Genomic DNA, 13,872 nt, shown 5'->3' with positions numbered 1-13,872 from the left:
CGGAAGCAGGGGGCCTTTTCGGCCGTAATAAGGTCGCTGCATGCTGAATGCCCTGACGCTGGTGACCGGCGTCGCCGCGCTGCTGCTCGCCGCCTGGTGCGGCTGGGCGGCCTACCGCGACCAGCCGACGAAGGACTGGCACTTCATCGGGATGGCCGTGGTCACGCTCCTGTCGCTGGTCCAGCTGGTCGTCGGGATCGTGCTGCTGGCGCAGGGCGAGAAGCCGGAGCAGGGTACGACGATCTTCGTGGCGTATCTGCTGGGGGCGTTCGCGTGCGTCCCGGCGGCGGGGTTCATGTCGCTGGCCGAGCGGACCCGGTGGGGTTCGGTGACGGTGGCCGCCGGCGGTGTGGTGCTGGCGGTGCTGGAGGTGCGTCTCTATGACATCTGGGGAGGCTGAGGTGAGCCGGCGCAGGCTGATCAGCGGACCGGGCACGCTGCTGGTGTGGCTGTACGGCGTGATGGTCGTGGGGGCGGTGTCGCGGTCCGCGTTCCAGATCGCGACGGAGTTCGACCGGGCGCCGCTGGCCTACTCGCTGTCGGCCGTGGCCGGTGTCGTGTACGGGTTCATCACGTACTCGCTGGTGCGGGGTGGGGAGACAGCGCGGAAGGCTGCGCTGGCTTGCTGTGTCGCCGAGTTGGTGGGTGTGCTGACGGTGGGGACCTGGACGTTGGTCGAGCCGTCCGCCTTCCCGGATGCGACCGTGTGGTCGGACTTCGGGATGGGGTATCTGTTCATCCCCGTGATCTTGCCGGTGTCCGCCATTTACTGGCTGCGGAAGGGTGCGCCTCGCGACGGTGCCGCCTGAGGTTCGTCAGGCGGCCGCGGGCCGTGTGTGGTTGCTCGCGCAACTCCCCGCGCCCCTGATGGGGCGAAGATCACGCCGTCGCCGCGTAGGTGCTCGCCGGCTTCTCCAGGACGATCATCGGGACACCGTCCGTGCCCTGGGACGTGCCGACCGTTTCGTAGCCGACCTTCCGGTAGAGGCGGAGGTTGCCCTCGCTGCGGTGGCCGGTGTGGAGGCGGAAGCGGGTGGCGCCGTGGTCGCCGGCGAGGGCCGATTCGGCCGCCCTGAGAAGACGGGCGCCGATGCCGTGGCCCTGAAGGCGGGGGTGGACGCAGAGCTTGCCGATCGCGGCGGCGCCGTCCTCGGTGACCGAGCCCCGGACCGAGCCGACGACCTCCTCGCCGAGCCGAGCCACGAAGACGCAGTCGCGCGTGACCTCCTCGCGGACCGAGTCGAGGGTTTGGACGAGCGGGTCGATGCGGTAGTTCCCGTACAGGGCCGCCTCCGACTGGAAGCACAGGTACTGCAGTCTGAAGATCTGCTCCGCGTCCTGCCCGGTCGCCGCAGAGATGGTCACGCTCATGCCCATGTGCGCACGCCTCCCGCTCATCTGATCACCTGGTGTCCCCACTCCTATCCCCGTCCTCAGCGGGCCGCAACCTCCGGCGTCAGTAATCTCCTGAGACATCCCAGGCATCTGGAACGTTCCGGGCCAAGGCTCCCCTGTGAGATACCCAACTCCCCTGCGATTTCCCGGTATGTCAGGTCCTCAGGCGAGAGCAGCGCCTCCATCAGCCGGGGGCAGCGGCCCGGGAGGCGGCGCACGGCCTCGCGCAGGGCCCGGCCACGGGCCGCGGCGAGGGCGAGCTGTTCGGGGTCGCGGCCCCCGTCGTCGACCGGTTCACCTGAGTACGGCCGTTCGAGGCGGCTGGTCCGGCGGGCGCGGCGCACCTCGGAGCGGACGGCTCTGCGGAGCCACCGCGCGGGGTCGAGCGGCGGCCCTTCGGCGGCGAGCCGCTCCAGCAGACGGAGCCAGACCGCCTGTTCCAGGTCACCCGGCTCGGTTCCGGTGGAATATGCCTCGGCGGAGGCCTCGGCGGTGAGCAGCGGGCGCAGGGCGGCGACCAGGTCGTGCGTCATATGCGGAGCGACGCGGCCGCCCGGGCGGCGGGTTGCCCGGGCGGCCGAAGCTCACTCGTCCGGGGGCCTTGGGCCCGGACGTTGACCCGGCTCAGCCGGTGAAGTCCTCGCGGGCCAGCCGACCCGTGTCGGGCTGGTCGGTGAAGACGCCGTCGATGCCCGTCGCGAAGTACGCCTCGTAGGCACCGAAGACGTCACCGTAGGCGTCCGGGTCCGCGCCCTTGCGGAAGTCGGCGGGCAGGAAGGGGTTTTCGTTGCGCATGGTGTAGGGGTGCAGGATCAGGCCCACCTTGTGCGCGTCGGAGACGAGCGTCGTCGGCTCGGTGAGCCTGCCCTGGGCGTCGCGGGGGATCACCAGGTCCAGGGTCGGGCCGATGCCCTGCGCGTAGGAGGCGATCTCCCTCAGGCCGGCCGGCTTGACCAGGTCGGCGACCGTGCGCGGATCACCGGTCTCGACGAAGTCCCAGGGCCGGGATCCCGCCGAGGACAGCAGGACGACCAGCGGGTTGTCGACGAGCTTGCGCAGGCGCTGGACGCTGGTCGGCTCGAAGGACTGGAGGATGACCGGGGAGGTGCGCCGGTCCTTGCGGTACTTGCCCAGCAGCTTGGCTACCCGCTCCTCCAGGGGCAGGCCCTGCTTGCGGAAATAGGTCGGGTGCTTGAGCTCGGGGTAGATCCACACCTGCTTGCCGCGCCTGCGGGTCTGCTCGTCCTGCCACCTGAGGACCTCTTCGAAGGTGGGGATGTCCCAGCGGCCGTCGTACAGCGTGTTGTGCGGGCGGTTGGCCGGGATGCGCTCGACAGCGCGCAGCGTCTTCAGCTCGGCGAGCGTGAAGTCCTCGGTGAACCAGCCGGTGGTGGAGACGCCGTCGAGCAGCTTGGTCTTCTTGCGGCCGGCGAACTCGGGGTGGTCGGCGACGTCCGTGGTGCCGCCGATCTCCGGCTCGTGACGGCAGACCAGGTGCCCGTCCCTGGTCGGGACCAGGTCGCCCGCCTCGACGACGTCGGCACCGAGGTCGAGGGCCAGCTGGTACGAACCGAAGGTGTGCTCGGGGCGGTATCCGCTGGCGCCGCGGTGGCCGATGATGGTCGGCTTGCGCAGGCTCTTGACGCCGCCGGCTCCGCCGCCGTGCCGGGCGCCGTCGGCACGCGCCGCGCCGGCCATGCCGAGGACCGCTCCCCCGGCGCCGAGCACCGCCGCGCCGAGCAGGGCCCGCCGCCCGGTACCACTCGTTTCTTCGTTCGACTCCCGTGTTCCCATGAGCGCCCTCTCCGCCGGTTCGGCTCGTCCGTGCGCGCCGATCGTAGGGGCGCGTACATGACGAGTGGGAGACCGCGGGCGGAACACGCGGGTGATGTGGGATGTCGTAGAGGCTGGTGGGGAGGATGATGTGACGGCTCGTCGTGTCTGTTCGATTCGGCTCGGCCGTTCTGGGAACGCGTGCGGGGGCCACCGGGGCGATGTGCGTCACAGCATGTCGGTCGCGTTTCGCGCCGTCGGCGGGGCACCACCGCAGGTAAACGTGCGTCAACAGTGCGTAAGGCCTCGGTGAAGTCGCCGTGCCCGATGTGCGCGAGGGCCGGGGCCACGAGTATCGTCCTCACCTGCACAGACTCATACAGAACTCCTTGACACCGGAGGGTCCGTTGTCCCGCTTCGTGCTCATCAAGGCAGTGCTCGGTCCGATCATGCGCCTGATGTTCCGCCCACAGGTGGAGGGTGCGGAGCGCATTCCGGGTGATGGCCCGGTCATCCTGGCCGGCAACCACCTGACCTTCATCGACTCGATGATCATGCCGCTGGTCTGCGACCGGCAGGTCTTCTTCATCGGCAAGGACGAGTACGTGACCGGCAAGGGGTTCAAGGGCCGGCTGATGGCCTGGTTCTTCACCGGCGTCGGCATGATCCCCGTCGACCGCGACGGCGGCCGGGGCGGTGTCGCCGCGCTGATGACGGGGCGTCGCGTGCTGGAGGAGGGCCGGGTCTTCGGTATCTACCCGGAGGGGACGCGGTCGCCCGACGGGCGGCTGTACCGGGGGCGGACGGGGATCGCCCGGCTGACCCTGATGACGGGTGCGCCCGTGGTTCCCTTCGCCGTGATCGGCACGGACAAGTTGCAGCCGGGTGGGGCCGGGCTGCCGCGGCCGGGCAAGGTCACGGTGCGGTTCGGTGAGGCGATGGAGTTCTCCCGGTACGAGGGGATGGACCGGGACCGCTACGTGCTGCGGGCCGTGACCGACTCGGTGATGGCCGAGGTCATGCGGCTCTCCGGGCAGGAGTATGTGGACATGTACGCGAGCAAGGCGAAGGAAGCGGCGTAGTTCTTGTCGGGCGTGGGCTTGCTCTGGTGGGCGGGCTCGGGCTGCTGGGGGCCGTGGGCGGCTGCGGGTCGTGGGGGTTGGTCGCGCAGTTCCCCGCGCCCCTGAGGGCATGACCTGCAGGGCGTGGCCGCGTGCAGCCCTGTGCCCGAGGTCGCGCAGTTCCCGGCGCCCCTGAGGGCAGGACCTCAGGGGCGTTGTTTCGTCCGGGCGGGTCACGGGTGGTCCGGGGAGGTTTCCAGGCGCTGGCCCCGTAGCAGGAACCACGCCGCCACCGCCGCTGCCAGCAGGACCGCCGCGCCCGCGCCCGCTGCCAGGGCCAGGCCGTCGACGAACGACGTGCGGGCCGCGTCCAGCATCGGAACGGCGGTGTGGGCGGGCATGTGGGCCGCCGCCTCGACGGCGCCGCCCAGCGACTCGTGGGCAGCGGCCGGTGTGCCCGCGGGCCCGGTGAAGTCGCGGTAGACGCCGGTCACGATGGAGCCCAGCGCGGCGATACCCAGCGCTGCACCGAGTTCGTACGCGGTCTCGGACACGGCGGACGCGGAGCCCGCGTGCTCCTTGGGCACGCTGGAGAGGATCACGTCTGCGGTCACGGTGAACGACAGGCCGGCGCCGACGCCGACCACCAGCAGCGCGATCCCGAGCATCGGGTAGCCGGTGGAGCGGTCGAGCACCGTGAGCACGGCCAGCGCGAGGCCGATCGCCGCGAGGCCCCCGGAGACGACGGCCCGCACGGAGAAGCGCCGTGCCGCACGCCCCGCGACCAGTCCGGCCGCCACCGCGCCGACGGCCGCGGGCAGCTCGGCCAGCCCGGCCTCCAACGGGCGCCTGCCCTGTACGAGTTGGAGATACTGGGACAGGAAGAACACCAGTCCGGACAGGCCGAGGATGGTCAGCAGGTCGGCCAGCACCGCCCCGCTGAAGCCCCGGTGCCGGAACAGCCGCATGTCCAGCAGCGGCGTCGGCAGCCTGAGCTGACGGCGGACGAAGCCGTACAGGGCCCCGGCGCCCAGCAGTCCCGCGGCCAGGGTGCTCCACCCGAAACCGTGGGAAGCGGCCTCCTTGATCGCGTACACCACGCCGATCATGCCGACCAGCGACAGCACGACACTGACCAGGTCCCAGGGTCCGGGGTTCGCGGTGCGTGACTCGGGCAGCAGCTTGATCCCGACGAGGACCAGGACGGCCATCACGGGCAGGTTGATCAGGAAGACCGAGCCCCACCAGAAGTGCTCCAGCAGGAACCCTCCGGCGATCGGGCCGACCGCCGTGCCGGCGGAGGCGGTGGCGCCCCAGATGCCGACGGCGAGACTGCGTTCGCGCGGGTCGTGGAAGAGGTTGCGGATCAGGGCGAGGGTGGCCGGCATCAGGGTCGCTCCGGCGACGCCCAGCAGCGCCCGCGCGAAGATCATCATCTCGGGCGTGGTGGCGTACGCGTTGACGACGGATATCGCACCGAACGCCGTGGCACCGATCAGCAGGATCCGCTTGCGGCCGATCCGGTCGCCGAGGCTGCCCATCGACACGAGCAGACCGGCGATGACGAACGAGTAGACGTCCCCGATCCACAGCAGCTGGGTGCCGGAGGGCTTCAGGTCCTCGCTGATGTAGGGGGTCGCGAGACCGAGGACGGTCGCGTCGACGGCCACCAGCAGCACGGCGAGCACGAGGACGCCGAGCGCGAGCCAGCGGCCCGGGCGCTCCACCGCCTCGGTGGTCTTCGCCGGCTGCAGGGTGCTGGTCATGATTCCTCTCTTCTGAGCGCGCCGCCGAGCAGCAGCTCGACGATCATGTGCTGGAAGTCCTTGGGGGCGCCCTTGCCGCTGTGCACCATCCAGGCGCCGGAGGCCATCAGGCCGTACAGCGCCTCGGTGAGCCAGGCGGGCGTGAGGTCGATGCGGAACTCACCGCCGAGCTGGCCGCGCCGGAACAGCGCGGAGATCCGGTCGTCGATCGTGGCCCAGCCGGCGTTCTGCTCCTCGCCTTCGAACAGCTGGTTCTCGGTGTAGAGGAACGCGAGCAGCCCCGCGGCGGGCTCGATGGCCCCGACCAGTCGGCGCACGGCGTCACTCGCCGAGCCCTCGTCGAGCCGGGCCGCGTCCAGGGCGGCCTCGCACTCCGCGATGCCGAGCGCCTCCAGCGCCCGGACGAGGGCGTCACGTCCCGCGAAGTGCCGGTGCAGTGTGGCCCGGCTGATGCCGGCGGCCTTGGCGACCTCGTCCAAGGTCGCGGTGGATTTGCGGGTCAGCAGGGCAGCGGCGGCGCGCAGCACGTGCTCGGGGTCGACAGCCATGAGACAACCATAACCCGGATGAGACACTGATGTCTCATCCGGTGCGTGCGTGACTCACGCCGGCCGCACTCTGTGGGTGACGGGGTGATCAGTGCCAGGGCAGTTGCGCGCGCCGCTGCCAGTACGCGTGCGGCTCCTCCACCAGCGTGGCGAGGCGGGTCAGCTGGTCGTCGTCGAGGTCGACCACGGCCGCGTGCAGGTTCGAGGCGAGCTGGTTGGTGGTGGCCGCGCCGGACAGGACGACACCGGCCCAGGGCTGCCGCAGGATGACGGCCAGGGCTACGGCGTCGCAGCCGAGCCCGGAGCGCTCGGCGATCTCCCGTACGAGGTCCGGGGCGTGCGGCCCGGCGAGCCGGCCGTTGGCCATGCCCTCCTTCACGATCACGGTGAGTCCGGCGTCGTGGGCCTCGGCGAGGGCGGGCGCCGCGGAGGTCTCCAGCACGTTGTACGTGGACTGCACGGTCCGGAAGAGGGGTTCGCCGTCGACGGTCACGGCGAGGGCGGCGCGGATCGCGTCCGCCTGGGCGGGGCCGCTGGTGGAGAACCCGACGGTGAGGCCCTGGGCGGCGGCTTCCGCGAGCCGCGCGTGCAGTTGCTTGTCGGTGAGGGCCGGGCTGTCCGGGGTGACCGAATGGATCTGGTAGAGGTCGAGCCGGTCGCCGAGCAGGGCGTCGCTCTCCGCGCGCTGCCGTTCGTAGGTGGCGAGGGTGTGGTCCTTGACCTCGTGCTTCTCGGCGTCGGTGGACCAGTCGGCGGTGTAGGTGTAACCCCACTTGCTGCCCACGACGATGTCGTCGAGGCCGGGCCTGTCCTTCAGCCAGTCCGCGAGGAACTCCTCGGAGCGGCCGTAGGAGCGGGCCGCGTCGAAATAGCGGACGCCCTGGGCGTAGGCGGCGTCGAGGAGTTCGTGGGTGCGTTCCCGCAGGGCGTCGACCGTGCGCTCCGAGGGGAGGTCTTCGTCCCGGCCGAGATTGATGTAGCCGGGGCGCCCTACGGCGGCGAGGCCGAGGCCGATGTGGCAGGTGGGGGTGGTCGCGGTGGCCAGGCGGGCGAAGGGCATCGCGGGCTCCGTTCGGTCGGCTCCGGTTCGGCTTCGACTCAACGTAACCCGCGACGACCTTCGCCTCGGAGCTCGGGACGTGCGGTGTTTCGGCGGGTGCGGGATGTGTGCGGCTGGTCGCGCAGTTCCCCGCACCCCTGAGGGGGCGTGCCTCTCAGGCCTGCTTCTTCGCCACCGCCCACTCGTGCTGGGCGGCCACGTCGGCCTTCACCTCGGCCAGCTGGACGGCGACGGCGCTCGGGGCCGTGCCGCCCCTGCCGTTGCGGGAGGCCAGGGCACCCGGGACGTTCAGGACCGTCCGCACCTCGGGCGTGAGGTGGGCGGAGATCTTGGCGAACTGCTCGTCCGTCAGGGCGTCCAGTTCCTTGCCCTCGGACTCGGCGACCTTCACGCACTCGCCCGCCACCTCGTGGGCCACGCGGAAGGGCACACCCTGCTTCACCAGCCACTCGGCGATGTCCGTGGCGAGGGAGAAGCCGGCCGGGGCCAGTTCCTCCATGCGCTCGCGGTGGACGGTGAGGGTGGCCATCATGCCGGTGAAGGCCGGGAGCAGGACCTCCAGCTGGTCGATGGAGTCGAAGACCGGCTCCTTGTCCTCCTGGAGGTCGCGGTTGTACGCGAGCGGGAGGGCCTTGAGCGTGGCCATCAGGCCCGTGAGGTTGCCGATCAGACGGCCCGACTTGCCACGGGCCAGCTCCGCGATGTCGGGGTTCTTCTTCTGCGGCATGATCGACGAGCCCGTCGAGAACGCGTCGTGCAGGGTCACGAAGGAGAACTCCTTCGTGTTCCAGATGATGACCTCCTCGGCGATCCGGGAGAGGTTGACCCCGATCATCGCCGTGATGAAGGCGAACTCGGCGACGAAGTCCCGGGAGGCCGTGCCGTCGATGGAGTTGCCGGCCGAGCCGTGCTCGAAGCCGAGGTCCGCGGCCACCGCCTCCGGGTCCAGCCCGAGGGAGGAACCGGCCAGGGCGCCCGAGCCGTAGGGCGAGACCGCCGTGCGGGCGTCCCACTGGCGCAGCCGCTCCGCGTCCCGGGACAGGGACTGGACGTGGGCCAGCACGTGGTGGGCGAACAGGACGGGCTGGGCGTGCTGGAGGTGCGTGCGGCCGGGCATCGCCACGTCGGGGTGGGCCTCGGCGAGTCCGATCAGCGCGTCCTGGAGCTCGGCGATCAGGCCGCCGACGATCCGGGCGTGGTCGCGCAGGTACATGCGGAAGAGGGTCGCGACCTGGTCGTTGCGGGAGCGGCCCGCGCGCAGCTTTCCGCCGAGGTCGGGGCCGAGACGCTCCAGGAGGCCCCGCTCCAGAGCGGTGTGGACGTCCTCGTCGGCGATGGTGCCCACGAAGGAGCCGTCGGCGACGTCCGCCTCGAGCCGGTCGAGGCCGGCGATCATGCGGGTCAGCTCGTCCTCGGTGAGCAGACCCGCCTTGTGCAGCACGCGCGCGTGGGCACGCGAACCGGCGATGTCGTACGGCGCGAGCCGCCAGTCGAAGTGGACGGACGCGGACAGCTTCGCCAGCGCCTCGGCGGGACCGTCGGCGAAACGGCCGCCCCAGAGCCGGACGTCACCGCTGTTGCTGCTCACCTGCGCGCTCCTCAAGGGGTGTGGATGTGCCTCACCGTCATGCATGAGTATGCAGACGACTGCATGATTCGTCAATTCGGTGGGGCCGAGGGTCGGTTTCCGGTCGCATGAGAGAAGTTTGAGGAATTTGAAGATCCGTTGAACACGGGAAACCGCTTACCCGTACCTCTCGCCGAACGCAGGCGCCGCGTTACGACACCGACGACACTCCGACTCCCTAGTGAGGCATCCGCATGTCCAGGGCTCTTCCGAAGTACAACAAGCGTCGCGTCACGTTCATCGGCGGCGCCGCCGCGGTGGCTCTGTCCGGCACGGTCATCGCCGGTTTCGCCCTCGCCGGGGAGTCGCCCGACAGCGGGGCCAAGAACGCCCGGACGCTGGCGGGCCCCGGCACCATCACGTGCCCGGACGTCCGCTCCAAGCTCCCGGCGGTCCCCGCCTCCGCCAAGGCCGAGGTCGACCGCAACCTCGCTCTGCTCAACACGCAGATCCAGGAGGCCAACAAGCGCCTGGTCGACACCGTCGGCCAGGGCGGCCCCAACTTCGTCCAGAACGCCATCCTCGGCCCCCTCAAGGACAAGCGCGTCGCGACCGTCAACCGCATCGCCACCGCCATCGGCCGCACCGCCGCCAAGCCCCAGGGCCTGGACGCCCTGGCCGGCTGCACGCTGAACGGCGCGGGCACCAACGCGGGCGGCGGCGCGGCCGGCAAGCCGCAGGCCGGCGGCAACAAGGGCAACGCGGGTAACGCCGGGAATGCGGGCAACGCCGGGAATGCGGGCAACGCCGGGAATGCGGGCAATGCCGGCAACGCCGCCGCCGGCACGATCACCTGCCCGGACGTCCGCTCCAAGCTCCCGGCGGTCCCCGCCTCCGCCAAGGCCGAGGTCGACCGCAACCTCGCCCTCCTCGACACCCAGATCCGGGAAGCCAACACCCGTCTGGTGAACACCGTCGGCCAGGGCGGCCCCAACTTCGTCCAGAACGCCATCCTCGGCCCCCTCAAGGACAAGCGCGTCTCGACCGTCAACCGCATCGCCACCGCCATCGGCCGCACCGCCGCAAAGCCCCAGGGCCTGGACTCCCTGGCCGCCTGCACCCTCAACAAGTGAGGTGACAGGTGCTGTGGCCGCCCCGTGGGAGCGCCGGCCGGGGCGGCCACGGCAGACGTCCGCACGCGGGGTCCGGCAGAGGTGACCGGACCCCGCTATTCCTTAGACGGCCAAAAGATATGCGGTCATAATCGTTCGACATGGGAAAGACCTATGAGCGCATAGACGGCCGGCTCCGCGCCTTCATCGAGGCACAGCCGGTCTTCTTCACCGCCACCGCGCCCCTGGCCGCCGACGGCACCGTCAACCTCTCCCCCAAGGGCCTCACGGGCTCCTTCGCGGTGCTCGACGAGCTCACGGTGGCCTACCTCGATTTCGCCGGTTCCAACGCCGAGACCATCGCCCATCTGCGGGAGAACGGGCGGATCACACTGATGTGGTGCGCCTTCCAGGGCCCGCCGAACATCGTCCGCGTGCACGGCAGGGGCGAGCCGGTCTTCCGTGACGACCCCCGCTTCCGGGGACTGCTCGCGCACTTCCCGGACATCGACCCGGCGCGGCACGGCCTGCGCGCGATCATCGTCGTCACCGCCGAACTCGTCCGCGACACCTGCGGCTACGGCGTCCCCTTCATGGCGTACGAGGAGGACCGGGACCTGCACGGCAAGCGGTTCGCCCGGGAGGACGACGCCTCGCTCAACGCGTACTTCGGCAAGAAGGAGCACATCGCCACCAGCCTGGACGGACTACCCGGGCTGCCGCTGCCGCTGCCGCCCTCTACCGTCTGAGGCATGCGCCCCGGTGCCGTCGCCCTCGCCGTCTCCTCCCTGCTCGCGCTCGGCGCCGGGCCGGCCGCCCCCGCGCCGCCGCTGCCGGCCCGGATGGCGGACACAGGCGGCGGCACCCAGCTGATCACCGCGGTGGCCCCGAAGCGGGCCTCGACGACGGGCACGGTCACCTGGTGGGACCGCGAGGACGGGCGCTGGGTGAAGAGGGGCTCCGCCCCCGCCCGTTTCGGAGCGAACGGACTCGCCGCGGGCGCCACCCGCAAGCAGGGCACGAACACCACACCCACCGGCCTCTACCACCTGCCGTACGCCTTCGGCATCAAGGCCGCGCCGCGCGGGACGGCGTACACCTACCGCCGGGTGCGCCAGGATTCCTGGTGGTGCCAGGACAACGGCTCCCGGTCCTACAACCGCTGGAGCGAGCCGCGTGCGGCCGACTGCCGGGCCGCCGAGTCCGAGCACCTGATCACCTACTCCGCGCAGTACGCGCACGCGCTCGTCATCGGCTTCAACTACGAGCGGCCCGTCCGGGGGCGCGGTGCGGGCATCTTCCTCCACGTCAACGGCCGGGGGGCGACGGCCGGTTGCGTCTCCGTGTCCGAGAAGGCGATGCGGCGGATCCTCGTGTGGGCCGATCCCGCGCGGCGGCCGCACATCGCCGTGGGCACGCGGAGCGGGAGCACGGCCGTCACCCGCCTGTGATGGAGGGAGGCGCGTGAGCGCGACCGGCGGTCACTCCTGCCCGGACGCGACCCGGTGCACGACTGAACACTCCTGTGTCGCGGTCCGTATCTGTGGGCCAAGGGTCAAGTCCCCACGGAGGAACCGTGACCACCACGCTCGCAGGCGGACGTGCCGCCCGCCGCCAGACGATGCGCCGCATCCGCCCGCGCCGCTCCCCGGCCGTTCCGCTGCTGATCGCCCTGTGGGCCGGTGCGGCGGCCGTGCTGTGGCTGTGGTGGGACAACACACCGTCCCTCGCCGACAACACGAGCAAGATCCTGGCCGCGGGCCGGATCACCGGTCTGCTCGCCGGCTACCTCATGGCGCTGGTGGTGCTCCAGATGGCCCGGGTGCCCGCGCTGGAGCGCCGGGTGGGAACCGACCGGGTGGCGCGCTGGCACGCCATGACCGGCCGTTACACGCTCTGTCTGGTGCTGGCCCACGTCTTCCTCACCATGTGGGGCTACGCGCTCCAGGCGGGCAAGGGGCTCGGTGACGTCGTCCAGCAGACGGTGGACTCCGTCAACCAGCTGCCGGACATGGGCAAGGCCGCCATCGGCACGGGCCTGCTGTTCCTCATCGGGATCCTGTCGATCGGCGGCGTGCGCCGCCTCATCGGCTACGACACCTGGTACCACGTGCACCTGCTCACGTACGCCTCGGTGTACATGACGTTCTGGCACCAGATCACGACCGGCAACGAGTTCGCCGTCGAGCCGGCCGCGAAGACCTTCTGGTACGGGCTGTACGGCGTGGTGACCGCGCTGGTCGTCTGGTACCGGATCCTCACCCCCATCCGGCTGAACCTGCGACACCGCATGCGCGTCGCGGCGGTCATCGAGGAGACTCCGGGAATCGTGTCCGTACTGATCAGCGGGCGCAAGCTGCACCGGATGGGCGCGGAGGCCGGGCACTTCTTCCGCTGGCGGTTCAAGGCGCCGGGCATGCGCTTCAGTTCCCACCCGTACTCGCTGTCGGCGGCCCCCCGTCCGGACATGCTGCGCATCACGGTCAAGGCGATCGGTGACCACACCTCCCGGCTGCGGGACCTCGAGCCCGGCACCAAGGTGTGGGCCGAGGGCCCGTACGGGGCGATGACCGCGCAGCGCCGCAGCCGTGGCAAGGTCCTGCTGGTCGCGGGTGGTGTCGGCATCACGCCGATGCGTGCGCTGTTCGAGACGCTGCCCGGCGCGTCCGGTGACATCACCCTTCTCTACCGGGCCAACACCACCCAGGACCTGGCGCTGTGGGGCGAACTCGCCAAGATCGCCGACGAGCGCGGCGCCCGGTTGATGTACGCGGTCAACAGCCCGGAGGGCGAACGCCCGGACATCTCCGCGGAGTCCCTCCAGCGGAAGATCCCGGACATCGGCGACCACGACGTCTTCATGTGCGGGCCGCCCGGTTTCGCGCAGTCGGTCTACGAGGCACTGCGCGGAGCGGGAGTACCCGCCCGCCGCATCCATCACGAGTCGTTCGAGATGTGAGCGACGGGACACCAACGGCCCTTTTTCAGGAGTTTGGGAAACGATGAGGAAGTCTCACCCCGTCCGGCGTGCCGTGCTCGCCGGCGCAGCCACCGTCTCCGGGATCGTGCTGCTGCTGTCCCTGAAGCCGGCCTCCGACCCGGGGGCCGCCCAGGCGGCGGGACAGGCCCCGCCCGCGGCGGCCGGGCAGGCCCCGCAGGGCGGCGTGAACGGCGCGGTCACCGGTGACGCGGCGCAGACGCAGTACGGCGCGGTGCAGGTCCGCCTGACCATGAGCAACGGCAAGATCACCCAGGCGGAGGCGGTCCAGGCCCCCAAGGGCGGCCGCAGCGACCAGATCACCGCCGACTCGGTCCCCCGCCTCAACCAGGCGGCGGTCGCGGCGCAGAGCGCGGAGATCGACGCGGTGTCGGGCGCCACGTACACCAGCGCCGGCTACAAGAAGTCCCTCCAGTCCGCCCTGGACAAGGCGAAGGCGTCGGCCGGTGCCCAGCAGGGCTCCGGCGGGGCGCAGACGCTGACCGGTGATGTCGCGCAGACGCAGTACGGGCCGGTGCAGGTGCGGGTGACCGTGACCGGCGGCAAGATCACCAAGGCCGAGGCGGTCCAGGCCCCCAAGGGCGGCCGCAGC

15 protein-coding genes are annotated in these 13,872 nt (G+C 71.0%); 8 read left to right on the top strand and 7 right to left on the bottom strand.

The window, feature by feature from the left end:
- The first annotated feature begins 40 nt into the window (after positions 1-40).
- Both ADK65_RS03200 and ADK65_RS03195 read left to right on the top strand, forming a co-directional pair.
- Positions 41-400 carry a hypothetical protein gene (locus tag ADK65_RS03200; RefSeq protein WP_053668244.1) on the top strand — a complete coding sequence of 120 codons (360 nt, stop codon included), beginning with the start codon at positions 41-43 and terminating at the stop codon, positions 398-400.
- Positions 381-809 (top strand): hypothetical protein, encoded by a 429-nt coding sequence (locus ADK65_RS03195; protein ID WP_053668243.1) that lies wholly within the window; start codon positions 381-383, stop codon positions 807-809. The genes ADK65_RS03200 and ADK65_RS03195 overlap by 20 nt, the downstream gene beginning before the upstream one ends.
- A 70-nt stretch (positions 810-879) precedes the next feature.
- Here ADK65_RS03195 and ADK65_RS03190 read toward each other — a convergent pair whose 3' ends face one another.
- From ADK65_RS03190 to ADK65_RS03180, 3 genes are all read right to left on the bottom strand, one after another.
- Positions 880-1,377 carry a GNAT family N-acetyltransferase gene (locus ADK65_RS03190; RefSeq protein ID WP_053668242.1) on the bottom strand — a complete coding sequence of 166 codons (498 nt, stop codon included), beginning with the start codon at positions 1,375-1,377 and terminating at the stop codon, positions 880-882.
- A gap of 56 nt (positions 1,378-1,433) precedes the next feature.
- Positions 1,434-1,928: an RNA polymerase sigma factor gene (locus ADK65_RS03185; protein WP_053668241.1), complete on the bottom strand. Its 495-nt coding sequence runs from the start codon at positions 1,926-1,928 to the stop codon at positions 1,434-1,436.
- Between the two features lie 91 nt (positions 1,929-2,019).
- Positions 2,020-3,189, bottom strand: a complete 1,170-nt coding sequence (locus ADK65_RS03180; RefSeq protein ID WP_053668240.1) for a glycerophosphodiester phosphodiesterase — start codon at positions 3,187-3,189, stop codon at positions 2,020-2,022.
- 386 nt (positions 3,190-3,575) lie between these two features.
- On the opposite strand from ADK65_RS03180, the gene ADK65_RS03175 reads away from it, so the two are divergent.
- Entirely contained in the window at positions 3,576-4,250 is a 675-nt protein-coding gene (locus tag ADK65_RS03175; RefSeq protein WP_053668239.1) for a lysophospholipid acyltransferase family protein, read from the top strand.
- Between the two features lie 212 nt (positions 4,251-4,462).
- Here ADK65_RS03175 and ADK65_RS03170 read toward each other — a convergent pair whose 3' ends face one another.
- From ADK65_RS03170 to argH, 4 genes are all read right to left on the bottom strand, one after another.
- On the bottom strand, positions 4,463-5,995 hold the full coding sequence (locus tag ADK65_RS03170; RefSeq protein WP_053668238.1) for an MFS transporter: 1,533 nt from the start codon (positions 5,993-5,995) through the stop codon (positions 4,463-4,465).
- Positions 5,992-6,543, bottom strand: coding sequence for a TetR/AcrR family transcriptional regulator (locus tag ADK65_RS03165; RefSeq protein WP_053668237.1), 552 nt, complete (start codon positions 6,541-6,543; stop codon positions 5,992-5,994). Before ADK65_RS03165 ends, ADK65_RS03170 begins: the two co-directional genes overlap by 4 nt.
- An 88-nt stretch (positions 6,544-6,631) precedes the next feature.
- Positions 6,632-7,603, bottom strand: a complete 972-nt coding sequence (locus ADK65_RS03160) for an aldo/keto reductase (RefSeq protein ID WP_053668236.1) — start codon at positions 7,601-7,603, stop codon at positions 6,632-6,634.
- A gap of 154 nt (positions 7,604-7,757) precedes the next feature.
- Positions 7,758-9,191, bottom strand: coding sequence for an argininosuccinate lyase (gene argH, locus ADK65_RS03155; RefSeq protein ID WP_053668235.1), 1,434 nt, complete (start codon positions 9,189-9,191; stop codon positions 7,758-7,760).
- 233 nt (positions 9,192-9,424) lie between these two features.
- Between argH and ADK65_RS03150 the strand changes: the two genes are divergently transcribed.
- The 5 genes from ADK65_RS03150 to ADK65_RS03130 all read left to right on the top strand — a co-directional run.
- On the top strand, positions 9,425-10,303 hold the full coding sequence (locus ADK65_RS03150; RefSeq protein ID WP_053668234.1) for a hypothetical protein: 879 nt from the start codon (positions 9,425-9,427) through the stop codon (positions 10,301-10,303).
- A gap of 140 nt (positions 10,304-10,443) precedes the next feature.
- On the top strand, positions 10,444-11,031 hold the full coding sequence (locus ADK65_RS03145) for a pyridoxamine 5'-phosphate oxidase family protein (RefSeq protein ID WP_053668233.1): 588 nt from the start codon (positions 10,444-10,446) through the stop codon (positions 11,029-11,031).
- A gap of 3 nt (positions 11,032-11,034) precedes the next feature.
- Complete coding sequence (locus tag ADK65_RS03140; RefSeq protein WP_053668232.1) at positions 11,035-11,733, top strand: L,D-transpeptidase family protein; 699 nt, start codon at positions 11,035-11,037, stop codon at positions 11,731-11,733.
- A 125-nt stretch (positions 11,734-11,858) separates the two neighbouring features.
- Entirely contained in the window at positions 11,859-13,241 is a 1,383-nt protein-coding gene (locus ADK65_RS03135) for a ferric reductase-like transmembrane domain-containing protein (protein ID WP_053668231.1), read from the top strand.
- Between the two features lie 43 nt (positions 13,242-13,284).
- Positions 13,285-13,872, top strand: a 588-nt coding sequence (locus ADK65_RS03130; protein ID WP_159038709.1) for an FMN-binding protein, incomplete at its 3' end; no start/stop codon positions are given.

Source organism: Streptomyces sp. NRRL B-1140 (assembly GCF_001280065.1).
Classification (GTDB): Bacteria; Actinomycetota; Actinomycetes; order Streptomycetales; family Streptomycetaceae; genus Streptomyces.
This window is presented reverse-complemented; position numbering and strand designations above follow the sequence as displayed.

Bases quoted from the DNA above. Each gene is read 5' to 3' on its own strand.
- ADK65_RS03150 (WP_053668234.1), top strand. From the start codon at position 9,425: ATGTCCAGGGCTCTTCCGAAGTACAACAAGCGTCGCGTCACGTTCATC.
- ADK65_RS03170 (WP_053668238.1), bottom strand. From the start codon at position 5,995: ATGACCAGCACCCTGCAGCCGGCGAAGACCACCGAGGCGGTGGAGCGC.
- ADK65_RS03195 (WP_053668243.1), top strand. From the start codon at position 381: ATGACATCTGGGGAGGCTGAGGTGAGCCGGCGCAGGCTGATCAGCGGA.
- ADK65_RS03185 (WP_053668241.1), bottom strand. From the start codon at position 1,928: ATGACGCACGACCTGGTCGCCGCCCTGCGCCCGCTGCTCACCGCCGAG.
- ADK65_RS03140 (WP_053668232.1), top strand. From the start codon at position 11,035: ATGCGCCCCGGTGCCGTCGCCCTCGCCGTCTCCTCCCTGCTCGCGCTC.
- ADK65_RS03190 (WP_053668242.1), bottom strand. From the start codon at position 1,377: ATGGGCATGAGCGTGACCATCTCTGCGGCGACCGGGCAGGACGCGGAG.
- ADK65_RS03160 (WP_053668236.1), bottom strand. From the start codon at position 7,603: ATGCCCTTCGCCCGCCTGGCCACCGCGACCACCCCCACCTGCCACATC.
- ADK65_RS03145 (WP_053668233.1), top strand. From the start codon at position 10,444: ATGGGAAAGACCTATGAGCGCATAGACGGCCGGCTCCGCGCCTTCATC.
- ADK65_RS03200 (WP_053668244.1), top strand. From the start codon at position 41: ATGCTGAATGCCCTGACGCTGGTGACCGGCGTCGCCGCGCTGCTGCTC.
- ADK65_RS03180 (WP_053668240.1), bottom strand. From the start codon at position 3,189: ATGGGAACACGGGAGTCGAACGAAGAAACGAGTGGTACCGGGCGGCGG.
- ADK65_RS03165 (WP_053668237.1), bottom strand. From the start codon at position 6,543: ATGGCTGTCGACCCCGAGCACGTGCTGCGCGCCGCCGCTGCCCTGCTG.